Source organism: Streptomyces sp. NPDC057743 (genome assembly GCF_042798755.1).
Taxonomy (GTDB): Bacteria; Actinomycetota; Actinomycetes; order Streptomycetales; family Streptomycetaceae; genus Streptomyces.
The window spans coordinates 175,394-198,307 of sequence record NZ_JBHVJX010000017.1; the positions used below are offsets into that span (position 1 = coordinate 175,394).

The window sequence follows — 22,914 nt, forward strand, 5'->3', positions numbered from 1 at the left end:
CCTCGTGACCACCCACGACACCACAACCCCGGTACTCGCCAGCCGCTACCAGCAGTCGGTCGCCGACTACTGGAACCGCGAGAAGAACGACGTCAACCTCCGCCTGGGCGACGTGGACGGCTTCTACCACCACCACTACGGCATCGGCAGCGCCGACTGGTCCGTCCTCGACGCCCCCAAGGACACCCGCGACGAGGCGATCATCGCCGAGCTGCACCGACTGGAGTCCGCCCAGGCCGAGTTCCTCGCCGACCACCTCGGCACCATCGCCCCCGAGGACCGCCTGCTGGACTCCGGCTGCGGCCGGGGCGGCGGCAGCCTGGTCGCCAACAAGCGGTTCGGCTGCCACGTCGACGGGATCTCCATCTCCGAGACCCAGGTGGCCTTCGCGGGCGCGCAGGCCAAGAAGCGCGGCGTGGCCGACAAGGTCCGCTTCCACCTCAAGAACATGCTCGACACCGGCTTCGAAACCGGCTCGTACCGCGCCATCTGGAACAACGAGTCCACGATGTACGTCGACCTGTCGCTGCTGTTCGCCGAGTACTCCCGACTGCTGGCCCGCGGCGGCCGCTACGTCACCATCACCGGCTGCTACAACGACGCCTACGGGCTCCCGTCCCGCGAGGTCTCCACGATCAACGCGCACTACATCTGCGACATCCACCCCCGCTCCACCTACTTCAGGGAGATGGCCGCCAACCGCCTGGTGCCCATCTGCGTGGTGGACCTCACCGAGGCGACCCTCCCGTACTGGGAGTTGCGCGCCCAGTCGTCCCTGGTCACCGGCATCGAGGACGCGTTCCTCACCGCGTACAAGAACGGCAGCTTCCAGTACCTGCTGATCGCCGCCGACCGCGTCTGACCTCCCGCCCGCGAGCACCCTCCGCCCGGGCCACAACCGGCCTCCCGGCCCGGGCGGAGGGGGAAAGGACCCCGGTCATGACCCCCGCGCCCCTCATGGCGGCCCCCCTGGACCTGGACCACATCCGCGCCAGTGTCGACGAGGTCCTCGCGGCGTTCCTCGACGACCTCGAACGGACCGCGCCCCACCCCCAACTCCCGGAACTCGTCCGGGCGTTGCGACGGTTCGTCGGGGCCGGCGGCAAGCGCCTGCGCCCCCTGCTGTGCGTCGTCGGCTGGCACGCCGCCGGCGGCACCGGCGGCCGGGGCGCCGCGCTGCGGGTGGCCGCCTCGCTGGAGCTGCTGCACGCCGCCGTGCTCATCCACGACGACCTGATCGACGACTCCGCCACCCGCCGCGGCCGCCCCACCGTCCACCGCGCCCTGGCCGACCGGCACTTGACCGGCCGCGGGCCGGACGCCCTGCGGTTCGGGACCAGCGCGGCACTGCTGCTCGGCGACCTCACCCTCGTCTGGTCCGACCACCTGCTGCGGACCGCGCGGCTCACCGACGGCGAGCAGCGGGCCGTGCTGCCGGTGCTGGACGCCGTGCGCCGCGATGTGCTGCTGGGCCAGTACCTGGACCTGCTCTCCACCGGCGCCCCCGGCGACGACCTGGACAGCGCGCTGGCCATCACCCGCTACAAGACCGCCCACTACACCGTCGAACGCCCCCTCCAGGCCGGCGCCGCGCTGGCCGGCGCCGGGCCCGAACTCCTCACCACCTGCGCCGACTTCGGCATTCCGCTGGGCGAGGCGTTCCAGCTGCGCGACGACCTGCTGGGCGTCTTCGGCGACCCGCGGCACACCGGCAAGTCCGACCTCGACGACCTGCGCGAGGGCAAGCACACCCCGCTGATCGCCCTCACCCTGCGCCGCGCCGACCCGCACCAACGCTCCTTCCTCCGCCGCCACCTGGGCCGGCCGGACCTGCGCGCCGCCGACGCGGCCGCCGTCCGCGACATCATCCGTGCCACCGGAGCCCGAGACACCGTCGAGGAAATGATCGAGACCCGCTACCTACAGGCCCTGGCGGCGCTGGACGCGGCCGACTTCCCGCCGCCCGCCACGAGCGCCCTGCACACCCTGGCCGAGGCAGCCGTACGGAGGTCCACATGACCACCCCCGCCCAACCCGGGAGGACCGCTCCCGCCCAACCCGTCCCGCGGCGTGTGCTGTTGGCCGCACCACGCGGCTACTGCGCCGGCGTGGAGCGCGCCGTCGCCACCGTCGAGCAGGCCCTGGAACGGTACGGGCCGCCGGTCTACGTCCGGCACCAGATCGTCCACAACGCCCATGTGGTGCGCACCCTGGAGCGCAAGGGCGCCGTCTTCGTCGAGCGGACCGACGAGGTGCCCGAGGGCGCCACCGTGATCTTCTCCGCCCACGGCGTCGCCCCGCTGGTCCACACCGAGGCCGCCCGGCGCCAGTTGACCGTCATCGACGCCACCTGCCCCCTGGTCACCAAGGTCCACAAGGAGGCTCGGCGCTTCGCCGACGAGGGCTACGACATCCTGCTCATCGGCCACGAGGGCCACGAGGAGGTCGTCGGCACCATGGGGGAGGCCCCCGGCCGCATCCACCTGGTCGACGGCCCGTCGGGCGTCGCCGACGTCCACGTCAGCGACGAGCGGAAGGTCGCCTGGTTGTCCCAGACCACCCTGTCCGTCGACGAGACCATGGACACCGCGACCGCCCTCAAGGACCGCTTCCCGGCCCTGACCAGCCCGCCCAGCGACGACATCTGCTACGCCACCCAGAACCGCCAGGAGGCCGTCAAGCAGATCGCCACCGACGCCGATCTGGTCCTGGTCGTCGGCTCCCCGAACTCCTCCAACTCCGTCCGGCTCGTCGAGGTCGCCCTCGCCTCGGGCGCCGCCGCGGCCCATCTCGTCGACACCGCCGACGAGTTGGTGGCGGACTGGCTCGACGGGGTGCGCACCATCGGCGTCACCTCCGGCGCCTCCGTCCCCGACGTGCTGGTCGACGGCGTCCTGGACTGGCTGGCCGAGCGCGGCTTCGACCACGTCGAGGTGGTCCGCTCCACCGAGGAGACCCAGCGCTTCGCCCTGCCCCGCCCCCTCCTTCCCCACGACGACAGCTGAGCCCCCACGCCGCTGAATCCCCGCCCAACCGTCCCTGCTCTCCCGGGAGTCACCCGTGACCTACGTCATCGCGCTGCCCTGCATCGACGTCAAGGACAAGTCGTGCATCGAGGAGTGCCCCGTCGACTGCATCTACGAGGGCTCCCGCTCGATGTACATCCACCCGGACGAATGCGTCGACTGCGGGGCGTGTGAGCCGGTCTGCCCGGTCGAGGCGATCTTCTACGAGGAGGACACCCCGCAGGAGTGGCAGCGCTACCACGCGGCCAACGCCGAGTTCTTCGCCGAGCTGGGCGCACCCGGCGGCGCCGCCCGGCTCGGCCCGATCGAGCGCGACCACCCCTTCATCGCCCAGCAGACGGCCCGCACCCCATGACCTGGCCCCCGCTCGCCGACCCGCACCGCCCCCCGACACCGGCCGCGGGCCGCCGGGACGTCGTCGTCCTCGGCTCGACCGGTTCGATCGGCACCCAGGCCGTCGAGCTGATCGGGCGCAACCTCGACCGGTTCCGCGTCACCGGGCTCGCCGCCGGCGGCGAACGGGTCGGGCAACTCGCCGCCCAGGCACGCCGGTTGGGGGCGCGCACCGTGGCGGTGGCCCGCGCGGACGTGGTACCGGCGCTGCGTCAGGCGCTGGCCGCGCAGTACCGGGCCGAGCCGCCGCCCGAGATCCTCGCGGGCCCCGGCGCGGCGGCCGAACTCGCCGCCTCCGACTGCCACACGGTCCTCAACGGCATCACCGGCTCCATCGGCCTCGCCCCGACGCTCGCCGCCCTGAAGGCCGGCCGCACCCTGGCGCTCGCCAACAAGGAATCGCTGATCGCCGGCGGCCCGTTGGTGGCGGAACTCGCCCGGCCCGGACAGATCGTCCCGGTCGACTCCGAGCACGCCGCGCTCTTCCAGGCGCTCGCCGCCGGCGCCCGGGCGGACGTGCGCAGGCTGCTGCTCACCGCGTCCGGCGGCCCCTTCCGGGGACGCACCAGGGCCCAACTCGCCGATGTCACGCCCGCCGACGCGCTCGCCCACCCCACCTGGTCGATGGGCCCGACGATCACCGTCAACTCCGCGACCCTGGTCAACAAGGGCCTGGAGGTCATCGAGGCGCAGCTGCTCTTCGCCCTCCCCTTCGACCGGATCGAGGTCGTCGTCCACCCGCAGTCCGCCGTGCACTCCATGGTGGAGTTCGCCGACGGTTCGACGCTGGCGCAGGCCGCCCCGCCGGACATGCGCGGCCCGCTCGCCATCGGGCTCGGCTGGCCCGAGCGCATCCCCGACGCGGCCCCCACCTTCGACTGGACCGCGCCCCTGGCCTGGGAGTTCCTCCCCCTCGACACGGAGGCGTTCCCGGCGGTCCAACTCGCCCGACACGTGGGTCAGTTGGGCGGCACGGCCCCGGCGGTCTTCAACGCCGCGAACGAGGAGTGCGTGACCGCGTTCCTCACCGGCCGGCTGCCGTTCACCGGCATCGTGGAGACGGTCACCGCGGTGGTGGCCGAGCACGAGACCCCCGCCGACGGGGCCGCGCTCACCCTGCCGGACGTCCTGGCGGCGGAAGCCTGGGCGCACGCCCGGGCCCGCGAACTGGCGACGCGGGCGGGACGACCGGTCGCGCACCGCGGATCACGGCGCTGACGGGCCCAGCGACCACCATGCCACCAGGCACCACCCCACCAACTTCCGCCCCACCAACTTCGGCCCCACCAACTACCGCCCCGAATCGGTGAGATGCGGCGGAAAGCCTGGATTCCGCACCCCCGATCCGGGATCGTAGAGAAATGAACTCCGGTGACTGTGAAGGCGACCGCACCCCCGACCGCGAGCGCGACGGCGAGCACGTCCCCGACCGCGACGGCGATGACGTCGAGATGCGCGATGACGTCGAGATGCGCGAAGTGGTCCGCGAACTGGCCCGGGCCTTGGAGACGATGCTCAACCTGATCAAGGCCGACGCCCTGCCCGTCACCCCCGAGGCGCGCGCCTTCATGCACCGGACCATGGCCTTCCTCGACGAGTCCACCGACCGGTTCGTGACCCTGGACCGCCCCGGCGAGATCCTCCCCCTGGCCGCGGCCATCAACGAGATGGTCAACTCCACCCGCCGGCAGATCCACGACGACGTGATCGCCGCCTCCCCACCCCCGGACCACCCGACCCCGTGAGCGCTCACCGGCGCGCCCCCTTCCCTGCAGAAACGTCTGCGCAACGAACTACCCTGACCCGTTATGGACTGGCTCGAACGGGTGGTGGACCTCAGACGGTGGACGCAGAACGGCGTCCGCGCCCCGCACAAGCCGCTGTTGCTCCTCTACGCCCTCGGCAGCTACCAGCGGGACGCCGACGCCGAACTCCGGTACACCGCCGTCGAGGACGACCTCAAGCGCCTGCTCGCCGAGTACGGCCCCCCGAACCCGACGACCCCCGCGTACCCCTTCCACCACCTCGTCAGCGACGGCGTGTGGGAGGTCCGCACCGACCGGGGACCGGGCAGCCCCGGCGCCAAGGTCGGCGAACTCCGCTCCAGCGGAGCCACCGGCAGCCTCGCCCCCGGCCTGCGGGACGCCCTCGCCGGGGACCCGACGCTGCTCGGCCGCCTGGTCAGGGTGGCGCTGGACGCCCACTTCCCGCCGTCCCTGCACGGCGACCTGTGCGAGGCGGTCGGCCTCGACCTGGAGCGCGCCGAGCTCGCCCCCGCGCACCCCACGGACGGCACGGCCCGACGCCAACGGGACCCGCGGATGCGCGAACTCGTCTTCACCGCCTACGAGTACCAGTGCGCGTTCTGCGGCTACGACGGGGGACTCGGCGACGCCCGGCTGCGCAGGAGCCCGGTCGGGCTGGAGGCCGTGCACGTGCGCTGGTGGAGCCACGACGGGCCGGACGAGGTCGACAACGGCCTGTGCCTGTGCGCCCTGCACTACAAGCTCTTCGACAAGGGCGTCCTGGGTCTCGGGAACGACCACCGCATCCAGGTCTCCCAGCGCTTCGTCGGCCGCAACGAGGCCAGCCGCCGGCTGGTCCTCGCCCTCGCCGGCCAACCGGTCCTCGGCCCCCAGCCCGGCTTCGCACCGGTCGCCGAACGGCACCGCGCCTGGCACGCCCAACAGGTCTTCCGCGGTACTCCCCGCGACCCCGTCCTCACCCCCACGAACTACCACACCCTGGCAACGGACTGAGCCGCCTGGGCGGTTGACCCCGTTCACGGGCAACGGGGGCCCCACGCGTAACGGGGACCCGACGGGTAACAGGGCCCGACAGGGGGAATGCGGCCCCTGCCCACCCCTCACGTCACCGAGAACCCACCGTCCACGAACACCGTCTGGCCGGTCAGATACGCCGCGCCCGGGCCGGCCAGGAACACCGCGGCGCCGGCGAAGTCGGACAGTTCGCCGGTGCGGCCGGCCATCGTCCGGCGGGCCATCGCCTCGACGCGGTCCGGGTCGGCGTAGACCTCCGTGGTGAGCGGGGTGCGCACGAAGCCCGGGGCGAGGGCGTTGACGGAGACGCCGTGCCGGGACCATGCCTCGGCCTGGGAGCGGGTCAGCGCCGTCAACCCCGCCTTGGACACCCCGTAGGCGCCGCTGTTGCCGAACGCCCGGATCGACTGCTGGGAGGCGAGGTGCAGGATGCGACCCCAACCCCGCTCGGCCATCTTGGGGCCGAACCGCTGGCCCAGCAGGAACGGGGCGTCCAGGTTGACCGCCATCGTGCGGTCCCACTCCTCGGTGCTCAACTCGCCCATGGGCGGGCGGGGGTTGACGCCGGCCGAGTTGACCAGGATGTCCGGCTCGCCGAAGCGGCGCGCCACCTCGTCCGCGCCGGCCCGCACCGCCGCCCGGTCGCCCAGGTCGGCGGCGACCCAGTCCGCGGTGAGGCCCGCCGCCCGCAACTCCCCGGCGGCGGCCGCCAACGGCTCCGGCCGGCGCGCCATCAGGACGACCTCCGCGCCGGCCCGGCCCAACGCCTCGGCGATGGCCCGCCCGATCCCGGAGCTGCCCCCGGTCACCAGGGCCCGCCGACCGGAGAGCGAGAACAGCGCGTCGAGGTACGGGGTGGACATGGGGCGGGCCTCCTGGATGCGACGGAACGGGACGGGGCGCGGCGGGGCCGGCGTTGCCGCCCGTCGCGCCCCGACGATCACACGGTTTGGTCGACCAGATCCAGAACGGGTCGCAATCCGTCCGGGCGGTGGTCGACGGGAAGGTGGTCGACCGGGAAGTAGCCGCAGCCGACGGCGGTGGCGCCGCCGTCCGCGGTCCGGTCGTCGCCGACCATCAGGACCTGCCCGGGGGAGCGGCCCAACTCGTCGCAGGCGAGCGCGAAGAGGCGCGGGTCCGGCTTCTGGAGGGCGTGCTCGTAGGAGAGGACGCAGGCGGTGAGATGGCGGTCCAGGCCGTGGGCGCGCAGGACCGGGCGGAGGTCCCAGCCGATGTTGCTGAGGACGCCGGTGCGGATGCCGCGGCGGTGCAGTGCGGTGAGCACCTCGGCGGCGTCGGGGTAGGGCAGCCAGGCGTCCGGGGTCATATGGCGGTCGTAGAGCACGTCGTAGAGCGAGCGGCCGCCCGGCGGGTCGTACAACTCGGGGTAGGGGAGGGGTACTTGGCGGGCCAGACCGGTGTAGAGGGCGCGGTGGTGGCGGGCCTCGCGGTCGCGGGCCTCCCAGAGGGCGGTCAGGGGGTCGGGGAGCGTGGTCGGCGGGGGCCCGCCGGGGAGGGCGCCGGCCCGGGCCAGGGCGGCGGCCAGCTCGGTGATCTCGGCGTCGCCGAGCGGGCAGGGCGCGGTGCCCGGGGCGGCGTGGAAGGCGGCGAGGGAGGCCCGGAGCCAGGGTTCGGTCGGCTCGATGCGCAGCAGCGTCCCGGAGAAGTCGAACAGGACGCCGGTGATCCGGCCGTCGGCCGGCCCGCCGGGCGTGCCGTTGAGGGTCGTCATGACTCCATGGTGACCCCGTCCCGGCCGTCGGGTCAGGTCAGCGCGTTCAGGCCCGGCCAGAACGTCACCACGAGCGGTACGGCGGGCAGCAGCACGGCGCAGGCGGTCATCCCCAGGCGGCGGCCGGGGGTGAGCCGGGCGGCCGGCGCCAGCAGCCGGTCGACCCGCTGCGGGACCTGCGCGAGCTGGGGCGGACACGGCCCGAACACCCCGCTGTCCTCGTTGAGTTGGACCAGCGCCAGGGCTATCGTCAGCCGGCCGAAGCGGCGCGAGGCGACGTCGTCGGCGGCCCACTCGACCAGCCGGTGCACCTGGTCGCGGAACGCGGCGAAGACCGGGATCTGCGGGAAGCCGGTCGCCAGCGCCGACGCGCAGTGCAACAGCACGTCGTGCCGGGCCCGGTGGTGCCCCTGCTCGTGGGCGATCAACGCATCGAGCTGACGGCCCTTCAGGCGTTGCAACGCCGAGGTGGTGATGACCATTTGGGACGCGGGGTGGTGCTGCAACAGCCAGGCGGCCGGCCGGTCGCCCTCCAGCACCACCAGGCGGCCGCCGCGCGGGTCCTCGCCGGGCAGCAGCGGCGAACGGCGCCGGAGCTCGGCCCGGCGCCGCCGGCGGCGGGCCCGCGCCGCCCGCACCTCGCGGGTGAGCGCCACCACCGTCCACGCGCCGCCGCCCGCCAGCAACAGCGCCAGCACACCGGCCCACGGCCCGTAGGTGTTGAGCGCATACGCCTCGACGACCACCCGCGGGGCAAAGCCGAAGACCGGGCTGCGCACCGCCTCCCAGGCGGCGGCCGCGCTCAGCGCCATGGCGAGCACACAGCAGAGCAGCACCCCGGCCACCACGCAGTGCCACACCCACAAGGCGAGCACCGGCTCCCGGTCCGGCCAGTTGGAACGGGCCATCAGGCGCGGCGCCGTCGCCGCGGCCAGCACGCCGAGAGTCATCAGCGTGAGGGGGACCATCATGGCCACAGCCTATGAGCGGCCGACTACTGGTTGGTACGGTCCGGCGGCGGAAGTGACGCACGCCACGCCGCGGATCGACGCGCCCCTGGGGCGGCGCAACTCCGTTCCCGGCGGCGTCCCTCAGAGCGCCAGCAGCATGGCGAGCATGCCCACCCCCATGGCCACCTGACAGGCCCGCAACACACCGGGCGCACCCGGGCGCGCGGCGGGCCCCGCGTCGGAGGCCGGGCCGCCCGGCGCCAACCGCACCCCGGCGGCGAGCACATAGACCACGTAGTAGACGAGCAACACCCCGGTCACCAGCGGCACTCCGGCCGGCACCGCATGCCCCGCCCCGGCCGCGCCGCTCATGCCCGTCATGCCGTGCGCGCCCTGCATCCCCGGCATCCCTTGCATCCCTGGTGCCTCTGACGCCCCCGACGCCCCCGACATGCCAGGCATGCCAGGCATACCGACCATCGCCAGCGCCATATAGACCATCGCCAGCGCGCCCACCGCGTGGTGCAGATGGCGCCGCAGCAGCGCCCACAGCGCCGCCGCGCCGAACACCACGGCGTACGGCCAGGGCGCCCACGCCGGCGGCGCCACCACGGACGCGGGCAGCGCCATCACCGCCATACCCCCCGCCATCAGCGCCTCGCTCCGAGCCGTCGCCCGCTGGGCCGGCGACCCGCGGCGCATCCGGGACAGGCAGTAGCCGCCGGTCGCGGCGCACAGCGCCACCAGCAACCAACCGACCAGCGGCGGCGTATGCATGCCACACCTCCCGGACCGGGGGACGGAGAGCGGGACGGAGATCACCCGCAGGATTCCCGCCCGGGGCATGGCACATGGGAGCGCACGGGCGCACTGCGGGAGCGCAGGGCGCCGCCCGGTCCGTACCAGGCGCGCCGGTCGCCGACCGCCGGCCGGTCAGCCCGCCGCCGGCCGCTCCGGGCCGCACCAGACGGTCAGCGCCGCCCGCAGCGCGTCCTCGGTCACCGGGGCGTCGCACGCCCAGGCGAGATAGCCGTCAGGGCGCACCAGCAGCGCCGCCGCCGGCACCTCCTCGGCGTCGGCCGGGACGATCGCGACGCGGTCGGCCCACCCCGCCGCGGCCTTGCGCAGCCCGTCCGCGCCCGCTGCGCCGTCGAGCCCCAGCAGCAACGGCCGCCCCGGGTGCAGCAGTTCCACCAGCCGGGTCGGCCCGTCCGCCGTCGTCAACGGCAGATCGCGGAGGAACGTCCCCGCCAACGGGTGCCCGTCCGGGCCCGGGTCGTAGCGGATGCCGGTGGCGTAGACGATCTCGCTGAGGTACTTGTTCACCTCCTCCATCGCCATCAGCTCGGTGAACAGCTCGCGCAGCGCGTCGACTTGGGGACCCGGCCGCATCAGCGCCACCTGGGCGCGGGTGTTCGCCAACACCCGCGCGGTACCGGTCCGCCTGCCGGGCGCTGTCGGGGAAGCGGCTGACGAAGTCCACGTCGGTCAGGGTGATCCGCACCCCGGTCACCCGCTCGATGCCCGCGGCCAGTTACGCCGCGGTCGCCGGCCCCTCCGGCGCCGTTGCCGGGTCCCACTCGGTGACGGCTATCCGCCCGTCCGGCATCCGCATGAACCAGCCCCGGTCGGTCCGCTCCCAGGCGGCCGGCAACTCCCCGCCCCCGTGCACCTCGACGGTGCCCCGCCCCATCCGGCTGATCAGCGACGCATCGGTGCCCGGGAAGCCGATCCCGGCGCCCTCGCGGACCGCGCTGCGCCCGCCGTCGCACCCGACCAGGAAGCCCCCGCGCACCTCCGACTCGCCGTCCGCGGTCCGCACCCGGACGGTGACCCCGGTGTCGTCCTGCGTCAGCCGTGACCGCGGGCGCCGCGGTCGTCGACGTTCCGCCGGAAGGCCGCGAGCCCCGGCAACCGCTCCTGGGCTTGGGCGAACTCCGCCAGCAGCCCGCGCCGGTCCAGACTCTCCAGCGTCCGGGAGTGCACCATCAGCGTGCGCGGCTCGCCCTCCCCGGGCCGGCCCCTCTCCAGGGCGAGCGTCGCGACCCGTGCAGCCGCAACTCCCCCGCCAGCGCCAGGCCGACCGGCCCGCCGCCCGCGATGACAACATCGAAGTGCTCCCCGCCCAGCGGGTGTTCCGTGGTGGTCATGCCGCGACGCCAGCGACCGCGGCCGGCTACCACCAGTTACCGTTTCGCAGGCCAGAGTTGCACCGCACGCACTGATGCCGCCGAGCCGCCGGCTTCTACCGGTCACTCGGTGCACATATGCCCTCTGTAGCTGAAATGAGTTAAGTGAATGACTTATGCGATCAACTTGAGCGGATACCGAGTCTTTCGAGACGTGACCCCCGGCCTTCTGTTGGCTTGTTTCGTAGGTTGACGGCTTCGATGACGGCGTGATCGGCTAACTAAAGCGGGGTGAGTTTTACGCAAATGACATAGGGCGGCATGGGAGGTTTTCCGTGGGTGCCGGTCGGTAGCGAGGCTTGCGGTAATCCGGCAAGCGTGCCGCTCTGACGTGCGGTAACCGGCGGGCGGTATGCGTAAACGCTACTCCGCATAACTGGCCGACGGAAAGCGAGGTCCCATGTCAGCACATACCCCCACACCTGACACTATTTCGCAAAAGGGATTCTTCGGGCACCCGCGAGGACTCTCCACGCTCTTCATGACGGAAATGTGGGAGCGTTTCTCCTACTACGGCATGAAAGCAATTCTGCTCTATTACATGTACTACCAGGCCGCCCATGGCGGCTTGGGGCTCGACAAGAATCTGGCCATGAGCCTCGTCTCCATATACGGCGCGGCTCTCTACATGTCCGGCATCGCCGGCGGGTGGGTGGCCGACCGGATTCTGGGCGCTCGTCGTTCCATCACCTGGGGCTGCGTCCTCATCGTGTGTGCCCACGTCGCGCTGGCAGTGCCGAGTGGGGGTCAACTGGCCCTGTACACCTCCATGATCCTGCTCGTCGTCGGTACGGGCCTGCTGAAGCCGAACATCACGAAGAACGTCGGCGACCTCTACGAAGAAGGCGACAACCGCCGTGACGCCGGGTTCACGCTGTTCGTCATGGGCGTGCAAATTGGGTCCTTCCTTTCTCCCATCATCGTCGGGGACCTGTTGACGGAGCCCAACCAGGCGAGCTCGCAGGGAAACCACTTCCACTGGGGGTTCAGCGCCGCCGCGGTCGGCATGACCATTGGCCTCGTCCAATACCTACTGCGTGCCCGCAAAACTCTGAGCGACGCAGGTATGCAGGTCCCCAACCCGCTAGAGCCCCACCAGCGAAACCGCGTGTACGGAGCGCTCGGCGGCGGCATTCTCGCGTTGGCGGCGGTAATCACCATACTGGGGATCAACGGTCATCTGAGCGCCGACGGTGTCGTCAACTCGGTCAGCGTGCTCGCGCTCGTTGTGCCCGCAATATATTTCATCGTCATGCTGCGCAGCAGCAAGGTCACTGCTGTCGAGCGCGGCCGCGTGCTGGCCTTTATTCCTCTCTTCATCGCCATGATGGTGTTCTGGTTCGTCGAGGAGCAACAGTCCACCGTCATGGCAAGCTACGCTGACCAGCAGACGGACCTCAACGCCTGGGGATTCCATCTCGACCCCACGCTGTCGCAGGTAATCAACCCGGTTGTCATGCTGGCCTTCGCGCCCATCGTGGCGTCCCTGTGGACAAAGCTCCGCCGACAGCCGACGACCCCGCAGAAGTTCGCCATCGGCCTGATCCTCACCGGTGCCGGATTCGCCCTCCTCTTCTTGCCCTGGTTCCTTGATGGGCCACGCACCCCGGCGAATCCGGCCTGGCCCCTGGCGAGTCTCGGGTTGATCGCGATCGGCGAACTGTTCGTCAATCCTGTCAGCCTGTCGGCCACTACACAGCTCGCGCCCCTCGCCTTCGCGTCTCAGGTCGTGGGCCTCAACTACGCTTCCGACTCCGCGGCGCAGGGCCTCATCGCCCAGGTCTCGAAGTACTACAGCGCGGCTACCTCGGGACCGTACTTCGGCGTCATCGGCGCTCTCGTGATTCTTGTCGGCGTCGGCTTGTGGTTCTATGCGCCCAAGGTGCACCAGCAGATGGTCAGCAAGCCTGACCTGGGCGATCCGGCGCATCCCGAAAAAACTCCCTAAGGGGCTCAGGGGCAGACCCTCGCCGCGGTCGCGGAAGGCGCCCCGCGACCGCGGCCGGTTCGCTGCCGATCCCCTTCCGATCCCTTCCTGTCCCTTCCGATTCCCTTTCCAACAAACCGAGTTGAAGGCGGCCGCCCCGCTCGCCGTTCGCGAGCTGATCGCGCCAGCAACGCGCCTCGGCGTACGCCGGTGTCCTCACGTACCGCGGTGGATGCGTCGCGGTGCGGTGCTCAGCAGCCGTCGAGGGCAGGGTCGGCGGCACCCTGGAGGGAGAGGGGGAAGGAGGGAGAGGAGGCGTGGTGCGAACCAGTGACGAGATCTATCACCGGGTCCGCTGGGACCCGCGGTTCGACCCGACCCGGTTCGTGCTGGGGATCAGCCAGCGCAGGGCTGCCGTCGCACGCATCCCGCTGACTTCCTTCGTGCCCGGGGGCGACATCCCGTGGCACCGGGTGATGTTCATCGAGGCGGACGGCGAGGTGGTCTGGGACCGGACCACGGGTATGGACCGCATCGACGCGTCGGGGGCCGGCCGGGTGCGGGCCCCGCACGCGCACCCGAGCCTCGTCGGGGGCGAGCCCGCCGGCGTCCTCGATGCGCTCCCGACGGCCCGCACGGCGCTGGCCTGGATCCCGCCTGCGGAGCTGTGGCCGCCGATCCAGGACGTCCGCCGGGATTACGATCCCCAGATCCACCGCTGGCCGCCGCACGTCAACGTGCTCTTCGGCTTCGTGCCGGAGTCCGACTTCGAGCGGGCGGCCCCGTTGCTCGCCGCGGCGATGGCCGAGACGCCGGTCTTCACCGCCCGCCTGAGCGGCGTGCGCACCTTCCGACACAGGGCGTACGTCACGGTGTGGCTCGAACCGACGGCCGCCGGCAAGGCACCGTGGGCAGACCTGCACCGCGTACTGCAGCAGCGGTTCCCGCGCTGTCGTGGGCCCGCCAAGAACTTCACCCCACACCTGTCCCTGGGCCGGACCCGCGATCCGCGGCGCGTCACCGCCGACTGCGCCACCCGGCTCGACGCCATGACGGCGACGGTCTGGGAACTCGTCCTGCTGGCACGCAGGGGCGACGAGCCGATGCGGCCACGGGCCACGGTCGCCCTGCGCTCGGGCGAGGTCCGCTGGCTGCCCGCGCCCGACCTCGAAGCGCCGGGCCCGGAGGACACCGCATGGCTCTCCGCGATCACTGACAGGTGACGCGACGGCCGGGTGGCGCGGAGCGCCGCCTGCTGAGGCGGCGGATCTCGTCGGGGCCGTGGGCGGTGCCACCAGGCCGAGGCCACATCGTCGGACCATGCAGCGACGGTGTCTGAGACGGGAGTTGGGCTGGCAAGGACGGCGACTTCGTATGCCCGCGGAATGCGACCGGGGCCCATCAGGCCGCGGCCGCGTTGCGTCAGGGCCGGTAGCGGAGCGGATGGTCCGCCGGCACTTCCACGATGACGACTTTGTGCCCGTCCGGATCCGCGATCCACATCTCGATCAGCCCCCACGGCTCCCGCACCGGCGGCCGCAGCACCGTCACCCCGCGCCCGACCAACTCCTCGTGCGCCCGCGCCGCGTCGGCCACCTGGAGCCACAACTGGAGCGTCGGCGTAGGCGCCTGTGTGGCCCGCCCGGACACCTCCAGGAAGCCGCCGCCGAGGAAGTACACCGTGCCGCGCTCCGGCCCCGTACCGAACTCCCGGTAGATCGCCAGGCCCAGCGCCTCGCCGTAGAACGCCCGCGACCGCTCCGGATCGGCCGGCCGCAACAGCACCCTGCTGCTCAGTACCTGCACCATGCCAGGGACCCTACGCCGCGCGCCCGGCCCGGGGTGCCTGACACGGCGCATCTCACGGTCCGCACCGCCCGGAGCAGGGGACCTCCGGCCCTGCCGCCGGCGCCCGCCTCTTGTTAGCCTCCCGTCAGCCATCCTTACGTCCCGAGAGGACCCCGCGCGCCATGTCCACCACCTCGCTGACCTTCCGCACCGCCACCGCGGACGACATCCCCGAGCTCGTCGACCTGGTGGAGGCGGCCTACCGCGGGGACGCCAGCCGGGCCGGGTGGACGACCGAGGCGGACCTGCTGGAGGGGCAGCGGACCGACCCCGAGGGCGTCGGCGCGGCGGTGCGCCACGAGAGCGGCCGGCTGCTGATCGCCGAACAGGACGGCGAGTTGGTCGCCTGCTGCCAGTTGGAGCACCGCGGTGACCACACCTACTTCGGGATGTTCGCGGTCCGGCCCGCCCTCCAGGGCGCCGGCCTGGGCAAGACGATCATCGCCGAGGCCGAGCGGGTCGCCCGCGCCACCTGGGGCGCCGGGGAGATGCGGATGACCGTGATCCGGCAGCGCGAGGAGCTGATCGCCTGGTACGAGCGGCGCGGCTACCGCCGCACCGGCGAGCTCAGCCCGTTCCCGTACGGCGACGAGCGGTTCGGCATCCCGCAGCGCGCCGACCTGGAGTTCGAACTGCTGGTCAAGGCGCTGGGCTGACCGGCCCGCCGGTCGCCGCACCGCTCACAGCCGCCCGGCCTCGGTGATCCGCTGGAGGAACTGCCGGGTCCGGGCGTGCTCGGGAGCGCCGAACACCCGCTCCGGCGCCCCGCGTTCCAGCACCACCCCGCCCTCCAGGAAGCACACCTGGTCGGCGACCTCCCGGGCGAACCCCATCTCATGGGTGGCGATCACCATCGTCATGCCCTCCTCCTTGAGGTCCCGCACGACCGTCAACACCTCGCCGACCAGCTCCGGATCGAGCGCCGCGGTGATCTCGTCGAGCAGCAGCAACCGCGGCCGCCCGGCCAGCGCCCGGGCGATCGCCACCCGCTGCTGCTGGCCGCCGCTGAGCCGGTCCGGATACTCCCCGGCCCGCCCGTCGAGCCCCAACCGCGCCAGCAGCGCACCGGCCCGCTCCTCGGCCTCGGCGCGCGGCACCCCGTGCACCCGGCGCGGCGCCAGCGTGACGTTGTCCAGCACGCTCATGTGCGGGAAGAGGTTGTACGCCTGGAAGACCACGCCGATCCGCCGGCGCACCGCGTCCGCGTCCACCCGCGGATCGGTGATCTCCTCGCCGTCCAGGAAGATCGCCCCGTCGTCGATCTCCTCCAGCAGATTGGCGCACCGCAGCAGCGTGGACTTGCCGGACCCGGAGGCCCCGATCAGCACCGTCACGCTGTGCGGGGCGACCGCCAGATCCACGTCCCGCAGCACGACGCTCCGCCCGCGCCCGTACGTCTTGCGCACCGCCTCCATCCGCAGCACCGGCCCGCCGTCCGCCGCGTCCACCGCCCCCGCCGTCGCGGCCCCGTCCGTCGTGCTCATACCGTCCCTCCCTGGGCGCGCCGGCGGTCCATCCGGGCGGTGACCCAGTCCGTGAAGCGGGTCATCGGGATCGTCAGCGCCACGAAGACCAGCCCGGCCACCACGTACGGCGTGTAGTTGAAGTCCTTGCCGGCGATGATCTGCGCCGCGTACACCGCGTCCACCGCGCCCGCGATCGACACCAGCCCGGTGTCCTTCTGGAGCGACACCAGGTCGTTCAGCAACGGCGGCACCACCCGACGCACCGCCTGCGGCAGCACCACGAAGCGCAGCGCCTGCCCGCTGGTCAACCCCAACGACCGGGCCGCCGCCCGCTGCGAGGGGTGCACCGACTCGATGCCGGCCCGGAAGACCTCCGCCACATACGCCGAGTACGTCAGCACCAGCGCCGCGCCACCGAGGACCACCGGGTCGGTGGTGACCCCCTGGAGCCGCAGCGCCGGCACCCCGAACACCACCATCAACAGGCAGATGATCAGCGGCATTCCGCGGAAGAAGTCGGTGTACGCGGTGGCCAGCGCCCGCAGCGGGAAGAACACCGGCCCGCGCAGCGTCCGCGCCACCGCCAGCAGCAGCCCGATCACCAACACCGCGGCCCCGCACACCACCAGCAGCCGCAGGTTCAACAGCAGCCCCTCCAGCACCTTCGGCAGCGCGATCCGCGCATACTCCGGGCTGAAGAACGTCTCCCGAGTGCGCGGCCAGCCCGGCGAGTTGACCACCGCCACCACCAGCACCGCCCCGGTGACCAGCGTGCTCAGCGCCGCGATGGCGACGGCCCGCCGCGCCCGGACCCGCCGGTACCGCTCCCGCTCGACCCGCCGCCACGACGGCACGTAACCGTCCTCGACCACGCCGGCCCCGGCACCCGCCGCCACCCGCCCCGCCTGCGTCATCTCCCCTTCCCCGTACGTCACTTGAGTACCGGAACGTCGACCGCGTCGGCCAGCCACCGCTTCTCCAGCGCGGCCAGCGTGCCCTTGCGGCGCAGCGCGTCGACCGCCGCCGTGACGCAGCCGGTCAGCGGGCTCTCCTTGTCCAGCACCAGCCCGAACTGCTCCTTGGCCGGGCCCCGTTGCGCGAACTGCCCGACGACCACGGCGTCCTTCAGCTCCGCCGAGGTGATGTAGAAGGCCGTCGGCAGATCGACCAGGATCGCGTCCACCTGGCCGTTCTTCAGCGCGGACTTGGCCAGATCGTTCTTCTGGAAGACCGCGGCGGGCCGGTCGGGGCGGATGGTGTCGTTGACGACGTCGAGGCTGGTGGTGCCGACCTGCGCGCCCAGCCGTACGCCCTTGAGGTCGGCGATGCTCCTGGCGCCGGCCGCCTTGGAGCCCTTGAGCGCCACCACCGCCTGTCGCACGTCGTAGTAGCCGGACGAGAACGCCACCGCCTGCCTGCGCGACGCGCTGATCGACACCTGGTTGATGTCGAAGTCGAAGGTCTTCGCACCGGGCGCGAAGGCGCTGTTGAACGGCACGTTCCGCCACCGCACCGCGCCCTTGCCGTACCCCAGTTCCGCCGCCACGGCGTAGGTCACCGCCGACTCGTAGCCCTTGCCGTTGGCCGGGTCGTCGTCGTTGAACCAGGGCGCGTAGGCGGGCTCGTCGGTGCCGACGGTCACCGTCCCCGGCGTCACGGTGGCCAGCCGGCCGGGCGCACAACTCCGCTTCCCAGCGGCCTGCGTGCCGCCCGGGGCGGCGTCCTGCGGGGCGCAGCCGACCGCCGTGCCGAGCAGCACGACGGTGGCGCAGACGGTCAGACGCACGCGGCGTCGGGAGGGATGCATGCCCGGAGAGTGGCAGTGCACCGCCCGATCTGTCGAGATCACCGGCCCCAACGTCCGCATGCTGGAAGCAGATTGCACCGCTGTGAACTGCACGTTTCCCGAACCCGGCGGCCCGCGCGCCGGGTTCGGACCCGCGCCGACCGAGCGCTACGCGGTGAAGCGCACCGCCCGCCGGATCTCCGGCCGGTCGGTCACCACGCCGTCCAGCCCCAACCCCCGCGCCAGCCGCAGTTGGTCATGGGTGTTCACCGTCCACCCCAACACCCGCAACTGCGCGGCGTGCGCCCGCTCGACGAGCTCCAGAGTCAGCCGCCGGATGTCCAACGACACCAACCCCGCCCCCACCGCCTTCGCGCGCGCGATGACCTCGGCGTCGTAGTGCTCGGCGACCAGCCCGGTGCACACCCCCGGCAGCGCCCCGCGCACCGCCGCCAACGCCTCGTCGTGGAACGAGATCACCTCCACCCGGCCGGTCAGATCGCGCGCGGCCACCACCTCGGCCAGCGCCTGCGCCGCCGCGACGTCCTTGATCTCGGCCTGGAGCGGCAGCCGCACTGCCGCCACGACCTCCTCGAACACCGGAATCCGCTCGCCGTACCCGGCGTCCAGCTCCCGCAGCTCGGCGAGGGTGCGCTCGGCGATCGGGCCGGCGCCGTCGGTGGTCCGGTCCACGTCCGGGTCGTGCATCACCACCAGCGCACCGTCCTTGCTCAGGTGCAGGTCCAGCTCGATGGCGTCGACGCCCTCGCGTTCGGCGCGCACGAAGGAGCGCAGGGTGTTCTCCGGCTCCACACCCATCATTCCGCGGTGCCCGATGGTCAGGAAGGACAAGGCTGCCTCGCTTCTGGTCGGCTCGGTTGCTGTCGGCTCCGTGCACAAGTCGGCCACCGGCGCACTGCCGCCCGAAATGGCGCACAGCCTAATCCGCTGACGTGCGGCAGCGCCGTAGGGACAAGTGCCCTCTAGCCCGTACGAGTGCCCCCGCGCCACGCCCGCTACGCCCCGCCGCCCCACCCACCGCCCGCGGCGGCGCCCGATCCCCGACCACCGTCACCCGTTCGGCCCAGAGTCGACCTTCGGTCCTACCCGCGTCGAGCCGGAGAAAACGCGGTGACCATGACGCTAGAAGCAAGGAAGTGAGATCGAAGTCGTAACGCACAGGAAAAACAGTCGTGACCATGCGAGTCGGCAGAATAATTTTCAGCATCCCCACTTGAATGGGTGATCCTTGGCTGGTTACCGTGGTCTTAACAGGACGATCTACCGCCGGAGGGCAGTCATGACGGAAATTCTTTCGCCTGTGGGTGTCCAGGGCGGCGCTCTCTCCGACGAGCCCGTGGTCGCGCACCTCGCGTGGCCGGTGCTCAAGGACGCCGTCGAAACCATCCGCCCGTGGCAGTCCAAGGACGGCTCGATCGACCTCGCCGCCGAGGGCGCACCGACCGCCGCCGCCGTCCGCCACGAGGTCGACCGCGCCATCACCGCCATCCGCGAACTCGCCCCGCTGCTCCCGCACGACGCTGCCTACCACCAGGCGCTCGTCGCCGACCTGCGCCGCTGGGCCGACGAGGGCTTCGGCGTTCCCGACTTCCTCGACTCGCTGCTCGCCTTCCAGCCCGCCAAGCAGCGCGCCGACGGCCTCCAACACCTCGTCGTCTTCCCCATGTACACCCAGAACGGCAACCCGAACCGCAACTTCGAGGCCGTCGTGCTGCGCATGGTCTGGCCGGACTGGCTCGCCGACCTGGAGCGCACCCGCTACGACAACCCCCTCTTCTGCGGCATCACCTTCGAGGACTTCACCGCCGGCTACGACACCAACTCCGCCGTCCTCTTCCCCGAGACCATCGCGGTCCGCCAGGCCCCCGAGCGCTTCAGCTGGGGCGGCATCTTCTGCGACCGCGAGGCCGCCCGCTTCCGCCGGGTCAGCGCCGCCGCCGTGGAGATCCTCGGCGTCCAACTCCCCGACGACATCCGCGCGATGCTCGACGACCAGCAGCGCTGCCAACAGGCGTTCGTCCTCTGGGACATGGTCCACGACCGCACGCACAGCCACGGCGACCTGCCGTTCGACCCGTTCATGATCAAGCAGCGCCAGCCGTTCTGGATGTACGGCCTGGAGGAACTCCGCTGCGACCTCACCGCCTTCAAGGAGGCCGTGAAACTGGAGGCCGAGGGCTACCCGCAGGCCCGCGACGTGCAGTACGCGGTGATCTTCGACCGGCTGTTCCGCTTCCCGGTCACCGGCGAGCGGGTGCGCAACTACGACGGCCTCGGCGGCCAGCTCCTCTTCGCCTACCTCCACAAGCACGACGTCGTACGCTGGACGGACAACACACTGCACATCGACTGGGAGCGGGCGCCCAAGGTCACCAACCAGCTCTGCGGCGAGATCGAGAAGCTCTACCGCGACGGCATCGACCGACCCAAGCTGGTCCACTGGTTCGCCGCCTACGACCTCGTCTCCAGCTACCTCGCCCCGCACCCCGGCTCGGCCTGGGCCAAGGGCCCCGACGCCCTCGACCTGGACCGGCCGCCCCGCAAACTCGTGGACGACGTGCTCCCCGACGAGTTCCCGCTGAGCATGTTCTACGAGGCGCTCGCCAAGAAGCTGCGCGCAGTGATCGCCTCCACCAAGGGCATCACCGCCCACAGTGATACGCCGGCGGCGGCGTGACGAGCGCGCGGAACGAGCAGGATCACCAGGTGAAGAGCGTGCGGACCGACCGGGACCCCCGGTCGGCGGCCGTCCAGGGGCAGGACGACGAGGAGGCGACGGAGATGGGTACTTCGACGGGCGGACAGGGGCCGCTGGAGGGCGCGGTCATCGCGGTGGCCGGAGCGGCCGGCCCGGCGGGCCGCGCCACCCTCCTGCGGCTGGCCGAGGCCGGTGCGACGGTGGTCGGTTCGGACTCCAACCCCGAACGACTGGCGGAGGCCGTCGACGCGGCCCGCTACGCCCACGGCGGCGCCACGGTCATCGGCGAGACCGTCGACCTCCTCGACCGCGACCAGACCCGCGAATGGGCCACCCGCACGGAGAAGGAATTCGGCCGCGTAGACGGCCTGGTCCACCTCGTCGGCGGCTGGCGCGGCTGCTCGACGTTCACCGAGACCGACCTGGCGGACTGGGACACCCTCCACAAGCTGCTGATCCGCACCGTCCAGCACACCTCCCTCGCCTTCTACGACGGCCTCGAACGCAGCGGCAACGGCCGTTACCTGCTGATCAGCGCCGCCGGCGCCAGCAAACCCACCGCGGGCAACGCCGCCTACGCCGCGGCCAAGGCCGCCGCCGAGGCGTGGACCCTCGCCATGGCGGACGGCCTGCGCAAGTCGGGGGGCGACGCAGGACCCCGCGCCGCCGCTGCGATCCTGGTCGTCAAGGCGCTCGTCAACGACCAGATGCGCGCCGAGCGACCGAACGCCAAGTTCGCGGGCTTCACCGACGTCACGGAGCTGGCCGAGGCCATCGCCGGGGTCTGGGACCGGCCCGCCCAGGAAGTGAATGGACAGCGTCTGTGGCTGACCCCCAAGCCGTGAACCGGGCGAAGACCGACGCCCGCCAGCACCACGACCCGCAGATCCGCGGCTTCGCCAGCGACAACTACGCCGGCGCGCACCCCGAGGTGCTCGCCGCGCTCGCCCTCGCCAACGGCGGCCACCAAGTCGCCTACGGCGAGGACGAGTACACCGAACACCTCCAGCGCGTCTTCCGCAGCCACTTCGGCCAACGCGCCCAGGCATTCCCGGTGTTCAACGGAACCGGCGCCAACGTCGTCGCGCTCCAGGCGGTCACCGACCGCTGGGGCGCGGTGATCGCCGCCGACACCGCGCACATCCACGTCGACGAGTGCGGCGCCCCCGAGCGGATCGGCGGCCTCAAGCTGCTCACCGTCCCCACCCCCGACGGCAAGCTCACCCCCGAGCTGATCGACCGCGAGGCGCACGGCTGGGAGGACGAACACCGCGCCATGCCGCAGGTCGTCTCGATCACCCAGAGCACCGAACTCGGCACCGTCTACACCCCGGACGAGGTCCGCGCCATCTGCGACCACGCCCACGAGCGGAAGATGCTCGTCCACCTCGACGGCTCCCGGATAGCCAACGCCGCGGCCACCCTCGACGTCCCGATGCGCGCCTTCACCAACGCCGCGGGCGTCGACATCCTCTCCTTCGGCGGCACCAAGAACGGCGCCGTCTTCGGCGAGGCGGTGGTCGTGCTCAACCCCGACGCCGTCGGCGCGATGAAGCACCTGCGCAAGCTGTCGATGCAACTCGCGTCCAAAATGCGCTTCGTCTCCGTCCAGTTGGAGGCCCTGCTCGCCAAGGACCTCTGGCTCCGCAACGCCCGCCACGCCAACGCGATGGCCCAACGCCTCGCCACCGGCGCCCGCGAGATCCCCGGCGTCGAGATCCTCTACCCCGTCCAGTCCAACGGCGTCTTCGCCCGCCTCCCGCACGACGTCAGCGAACGCCTCCAGAAGCGCTACCGCTTCTACTTCTGGGACGAAAGCGCGGGGGTCGTCCGCTGGATGTGCGCCTTCGACACGGAGGAGTCGGACGTCGACGGCTTCTTGACGGCCTTGCGAGCCGAGATGGCTCGCTAGGCCACGTTTTTGGCTCTCCCGCCGCGCGGGTTGCCGTTTCGCTGCGCTTGGCGTGCCGCCCACGTGGTTGGCTTTCCCGCCGTGGCGCCTGCGGCGGGCGTTGCCGCTGCGCGGGGCTGTTGGGTGCGGTGACGGGTCTCCGGGGGCGGTATGCCAGACTGCTTCGCTTTACGTCTGGCATACCGC

At 72.0% G+C, this 22,914-nt stretch carries 26 protein-coding genes; 13 read left to right on the forward strand and 13 right to left on the reverse strand.

Annotated elements, in window-relative coordinates; all coding sequences use genetic code 11:
• Window positions 1-4 precede the first annotated feature (4 nt).
• The 7 genes from ACFVFQ_RS21285 (at window position 5) to ACFVFQ_RS21315 (ending at window position 6,178) form a co-directional block, all read left to right on the forward strand.
• Window positions 5-862: a geranyl diphosphate 2-C-methyltransferase gene (locus ACFVFQ_RS21285; protein ID WP_383418277.1), complete on the forward strand. Its 858-nt coding sequence runs from the start codon at window positions 5-7 to the stop codon at window positions 860-862.
• Window positions 863-939: 77 nt separating this feature from the next.
• Window positions 940-2,019, forward strand: coding sequence for a polyprenyl synthetase family protein (locus ACFVFQ_RS21290; RefSeq protein WP_383418279.1), 1,080 nt, complete (start codon window positions 940-942; stop codon window positions 2,017-2,019).
• The gene (locus ACFVFQ_RS21295; protein WP_383418281.1) at window positions 2,016-3,005 is read left to right on the forward strand and encodes a 4-hydroxy-3-methylbut-2-enyl diphosphate reductase; all 990 of its coding nucleotides are present in this window, start codon (window positions 2,016-2,018) and stop codon (window positions 3,003-3,005) included. The genes ACFVFQ_RS21290 and ACFVFQ_RS21295 overlap by 4 nt, the downstream gene beginning before the upstream one ends.
• A gap of 55 nt (window positions 3,006-3,060) precedes the next feature.
• Complete coding sequence (gene fdxA, locus ACFVFQ_RS21300) at window positions 3,061-3,381, forward strand: ferredoxin (protein ID WP_383418283.1); 321 nt, start codon at window positions 3,061-3,063, stop codon at window positions 3,379-3,381.
• Window positions 3,378-4,637 (forward strand): 1-deoxy-D-xylulose-5-phosphate reductoisomerase, encoded by a 1,260-nt coding sequence (dxr, locus tag ACFVFQ_RS21305; RefSeq protein ID WP_383418287.1) that lies wholly within the window; start codon window positions 3,378-3,380, stop codon window positions 4,635-4,637. The genes fdxA and dxr overlap by 4 nt, the downstream gene beginning before the upstream one ends.
• 143 nt (window positions 4,638-4,780) lie before the next feature.
• On the forward strand, window positions 4,781-5,164 hold the full coding sequence (locus ACFVFQ_RS21310; RefSeq protein ID WP_383418289.1) for a hypothetical protein: 384 nt from the start codon (window positions 4,781-4,783) through the stop codon (window positions 5,162-5,164).
• A gap of 63 nt (window positions 5,165-5,227) precedes the next feature.
• Window positions 5,228-6,178 (forward strand): phosphorothioated DNA-binding restriction endonuclease, encoded by a 951-nt coding sequence (locus tag ACFVFQ_RS21315; RefSeq protein WP_383418290.1) that lies wholly within the window; start codon window positions 5,228-5,230, stop codon window positions 6,176-6,178.
• 107 nt (window positions 6,179-6,285) lie between these two features.
• Here the strand turns inward: ACFVFQ_RS21315 and ACFVFQ_RS21320 are convergent, their stop codons facing one another.
• The 8 genes from ACFVFQ_RS21320 to ACFVFQ_RS21355 all read right to left on the reverse strand — a co-directional run bounded on the left by ACFVFQ_RS21320 (window position 6,286) and on the right by ACFVFQ_RS21355 (window position 11,031).
• Window positions 6,286-7,062: an SDR family NAD(P)-dependent oxidoreductase gene (locus ACFVFQ_RS21320; RefSeq protein WP_383418291.1), complete on the reverse strand. Its 777-nt coding sequence runs from the start codon at window positions 7,060-7,062 to the stop codon at window positions 6,286-6,288.
• Between the two features lie 77 nt (window positions 7,063-7,139).
• Entirely contained in the window at window positions 7,140-7,931 is a 792-nt protein-coding gene (locus ACFVFQ_RS21325) for an HAD family hydrolase (RefSeq protein ID WP_383418292.1), read from the reverse strand.
• A 32-nt stretch (window positions 7,932-7,963) separates the two neighbouring features.
• Window positions 7,964-8,902 carry a M56 family metallopeptidase gene (locus tag ACFVFQ_RS21330; protein ID WP_383418294.1) on the reverse strand — a complete coding sequence of 313 codons (939 nt, stop codon included), beginning with the start codon at window positions 8,900-8,902 and terminating at the stop codon, window positions 7,964-7,966.
• Between the two features lie 120 nt (window positions 8,903-9,022).
• On the reverse strand, window positions 9,023-9,658 hold the full coding sequence (locus ACFVFQ_RS21335; protein WP_383418296.1) for a DUF5134 domain-containing protein: 636 nt from the start codon (window positions 9,656-9,658) through the stop codon (window positions 9,023-9,025).
• A gap of 156 nt (window positions 9,659-9,814) precedes the next feature.
• The gene (locus ACFVFQ_RS21340; protein WP_383418298.1) at window positions 9,815-10,303 is read right to left on the reverse strand and encodes a hypothetical protein; all 489 of its coding nucleotides are present in this window, start codon (window positions 10,301-10,303) and stop codon (window positions 9,815-9,817) included.
• A gap of 112 nt (window positions 10,304-10,415) precedes the next feature.
• A complete protein-coding gene (locus ACFVFQ_RS21345) occupies window positions 10,416-10,703 on the reverse strand; it encodes an FAD-dependent monooxygenase (protein ID WP_383418300.1) in 288 nt (95 codons plus the stop codon).
• 29 nt (window positions 10,704-10,732) lie between these two features.
• Window positions 10,733-10,870, reverse strand: a complete 138-nt coding sequence (locus ACFVFQ_RS21350; protein ID WP_383418301.1) for a hypothetical protein — start codon at window positions 10,868-10,870, stop codon at window positions 10,733-10,735.
• Window positions 10,870-11,031 (reverse strand): hypothetical protein, encoded by a 162-nt coding sequence (locus ACFVFQ_RS21355; RefSeq protein WP_383418303.1) that lies wholly within the window; start codon window positions 11,029-11,031, stop codon window positions 10,870-10,872. Before ACFVFQ_RS21355 ends, ACFVFQ_RS21350 begins: the two co-directional genes overlap by 1 nt.
• A gap of 439 nt (window positions 11,032-11,470) precedes the next feature.
• Between ACFVFQ_RS21355 and ACFVFQ_RS21360 the strand changes: the two genes are divergently transcribed.
• Both ACFVFQ_RS21360 and ACFVFQ_RS21365 read left to right on the forward strand, forming a co-directional pair.
• Window positions 11,471-13,018 (forward strand): peptide MFS transporter, encoded by a 1,548-nt coding sequence (locus tag ACFVFQ_RS21360; protein WP_383418305.1) that lies wholly within the window; start codon window positions 11,471-11,473, stop codon window positions 13,016-13,018.
• Window positions 13,019-13,314: 296 nt separating this feature from the next.
• Entirely contained in the window at window positions 13,315-14,220 is a 906-nt protein-coding gene (locus tag ACFVFQ_RS21365) for an RNA repair domain-containing protein (protein ID WP_383418307.1), read from the forward strand.
• Between the two features lie 199 nt (window positions 14,221-14,419).
• Here the strand turns inward: ACFVFQ_RS21365 and ACFVFQ_RS21370 are convergent, their stop codons facing one another.
• Window positions 14,420-14,806 carry a VOC family protein gene (locus tag ACFVFQ_RS21370; RefSeq protein WP_383418309.1) on the reverse strand — a complete coding sequence of 129 codons (387 nt, stop codon included), beginning with the start codon at window positions 14,804-14,806 and terminating at the stop codon, window positions 14,420-14,422.
• A 161-nt stretch (window positions 14,807-14,967) separates the two neighbouring features.
• On the opposite strand from ACFVFQ_RS21370, the gene ACFVFQ_RS21375 reads away from it, so the two are divergent.
• Window positions 14,968-15,501 carry a GNAT family N-acetyltransferase gene (locus ACFVFQ_RS21375; RefSeq protein ID WP_383418311.1) on the forward strand — a complete coding sequence of 178 codons (534 nt, stop codon included), beginning with the start codon at window positions 14,968-14,970 and terminating at the stop codon, window positions 15,499-15,501.
• 24 nt (window positions 15,502-15,525) lie between these two features.
• Here the strand turns inward: ACFVFQ_RS21375 and ACFVFQ_RS21380 are convergent, their stop codons facing one another.
• From ACFVFQ_RS21380 to ACFVFQ_RS21395, 4 genes are all read right to left on the reverse strand, one after another.
• A complete protein-coding gene (locus tag ACFVFQ_RS21380; protein ID WP_383418313.1) occupies window positions 15,526-16,329 on the reverse strand; it encodes an amino acid ABC transporter ATP-binding protein in 804 nt (267 codons plus the stop codon).
• Complete coding sequence (locus tag ACFVFQ_RS21385; RefSeq protein WP_383418315.1) at window positions 16,326-17,225, reverse strand: amino acid ABC transporter permease; 900 nt, start codon at window positions 17,223-17,225, stop codon at window positions 16,326-16,328. The genes ACFVFQ_RS21380 and ACFVFQ_RS21385 overlap by 4 nt, the downstream gene beginning before the upstream one ends.
• A gap of 17 nt (window positions 17,226-17,242) precedes the next feature.
• Window positions 17,243-18,118 carry an ABC transporter substrate-binding protein gene (locus tag ACFVFQ_RS21390; protein WP_383418317.1) on the reverse strand — a complete coding sequence of 292 codons (876 nt, stop codon included), beginning with the start codon at window positions 18,116-18,118 and terminating at the stop codon, window positions 17,243-17,245.
• A 147-nt stretch (window positions 18,119-18,265) separates the two neighbouring features.
• Entirely contained in the window at window positions 18,266-18,949 is a 684-nt protein-coding gene (locus ACFVFQ_RS21395; protein ID WP_383418321.1) for a glycerophosphodiester phosphodiesterase, read from the reverse strand.
• Between the two features lie 448 nt (window positions 18,950-19,397).
• Here ACFVFQ_RS21395 and ACFVFQ_RS21400 point away from each other — a divergent pair, with 448 nt between their 5' ends.
• The 3 genes from ACFVFQ_RS21400 to ACFVFQ_RS21410 all read left to right on the forward strand — a co-directional run bounded on the left by ACFVFQ_RS21400 (window position 19,398) and on the right by ACFVFQ_RS21410 (window position 22,728).
• On the forward strand, window positions 19,398-20,795 hold the full coding sequence (locus ACFVFQ_RS21400) for a DUF6421 family protein (RefSeq protein ID WP_383418324.1): 1,398 nt from the start codon (window positions 19,398-19,400) through the stop codon (window positions 20,793-20,795).
• Window positions 20,796-20,899: 104 nt separating this feature from the next.
• Entirely contained in the window at window positions 20,900-21,661 is a 762-nt protein-coding gene (locus ACFVFQ_RS21405; RefSeq protein WP_383418343.1) for an SDR family NAD(P)-dependent oxidoreductase, read from the forward strand.
• Window positions 21,640-22,728 carry a threonine aldolase family protein gene (locus ACFVFQ_RS21410; protein WP_383418327.1) on the forward strand — a complete coding sequence of 363 codons (1,089 nt, stop codon included), beginning with the start codon at window positions 21,640-21,642 and terminating at the stop codon, window positions 22,726-22,728. The genes ACFVFQ_RS21405 and ACFVFQ_RS21410 overlap by 22 nt, the downstream gene beginning before the upstream one ends.
• Window positions 22,729-22,914: the final 186 nt, after the last annotated feature.

Bases quoted from the DNA above. Each gene is read 5' to 3' on its own strand.
- ACFVFQ_RS21290 (WP_383418279.1), top strand. From the start codon at position 940: ATGACCCCCGCGCCCCTCATGGCGGCCCCCCTGGACCTGGACCACATC.
- ACFVFQ_RS21295 (WP_383418281.1), top strand. From the start codon at position 2,016: ATGACCACCCCCGCCCAACCCGGGAGGACCGCTCCCGCCCAACCCGTC.
- dxr (WP_383418287.1), top strand. From the start codon at position 3,378: ATGACCTGGCCCCCGCTCGCCGACCCGCACCGCCCCCCGACACCGGCC.
- ACFVFQ_RS21310 (WP_383418289.1), top strand. From the start codon at position 4,781: ATGAACTCCGGTGACTGTGAAGGCGACCGCACCCCCGACCGCGAGCGC.
- ACFVFQ_RS21315 (WP_383418290.1), top strand. From the start codon at position 5,228: ATGGACTGGCTCGAACGGGTGGTGGACCTCAGACGGTGGACGCAGAAC.
- ACFVFQ_RS21320 (WP_383418291.1), bottom strand. From the start codon at position 7,062: ATGTCCACCCCGTACCTCGACGCGCTGTTCTCGCTCTCCGGTCGGCGG.
- ACFVFQ_RS21325 (WP_383418292.1), bottom strand. From the start codon at position 7,931: ATGACGACCCTCAACGGCACGCCCGGCGGGCCGGCCGACGGCCGGATC.
- ACFVFQ_RS21330 (WP_383418294.1), bottom strand. From the start codon at position 8,902: ATGATGGTCCCCCTCACGCTGATGACTCTCGGCGTGCTGGCCGCGGCG.
- ACFVFQ_RS21335 (WP_383418296.1), bottom strand. From the start codon at position 9,658: ATGCATACGCCGCCGCTGGTCGGTTGGTTGCTGGTGGCGCTGTGCGCC.
- ACFVFQ_RS21350 (WP_383418301.1), bottom strand. From the start codon at position 10,870: ATGGTGCACTCCCGGACGCTGGAGAGTCTGGACCGGCGCGGGCTGCTG.
- ACFVFQ_RS21355 (WP_383418303.1), bottom strand. From the start codon at position 11,031: ATGACCACCACGGAACACCCGCTGGGCGGGGAGCACTTCGATGTTGTC.
- ACFVFQ_RS21360 (WP_383418305.1), top strand. From the start codon at position 11,471: ATGTCAGCACATACCCCCACACCTGACACTATTTCGCAAAAGGGATTC.
- ACFVFQ_RS21370 (WP_383418309.1), bottom strand. From the start codon at position 14,806: ATGGTGCAGGTACTGAGCAGCAGGGTGCTGTTGCGGCCGGCCGATCCG.
- ACFVFQ_RS21375 (WP_383418311.1), top strand. From the start codon at position 14,968: ATGTCCACCACCTCGCTGACCTTCCGCACCGCCACCGCGGACGACATC.
- ACFVFQ_RS21380 (WP_383418313.1), bottom strand. From the start codon at position 16,329: ATGAGCACGACGGACGGGGCCGCGACGGCGGGGGCGGTGGACGCGGCG.
- ACFVFQ_RS21385 (WP_383418315.1), bottom strand. From the start codon at position 17,225: ATGACGCAGGCGGGGCGGGTGGCGGCGGGTGCCGGGGCCGGCGTGGTC.
- ACFVFQ_RS21390 (WP_383418317.1), bottom strand. From the start codon at position 18,118: ATGCATCCCTCCCGACGCCGCGTGCGTCTGACCGTCTGCGCCACCGTC.
- ACFVFQ_RS21400 (WP_383418324.1), top strand. From the start codon at position 19,398: ATGACGGAAATTCTTTCGCCTGTGGGTGTCCAGGGCGGCGCTCTCTCC.
- ACFVFQ_RS21405 (WP_383418343.1), top strand. From the start codon at position 20,900: ATGGGTACTTCGACGGGCGGACAGGGGCCGCTGGAGGGCGCGGTCATC.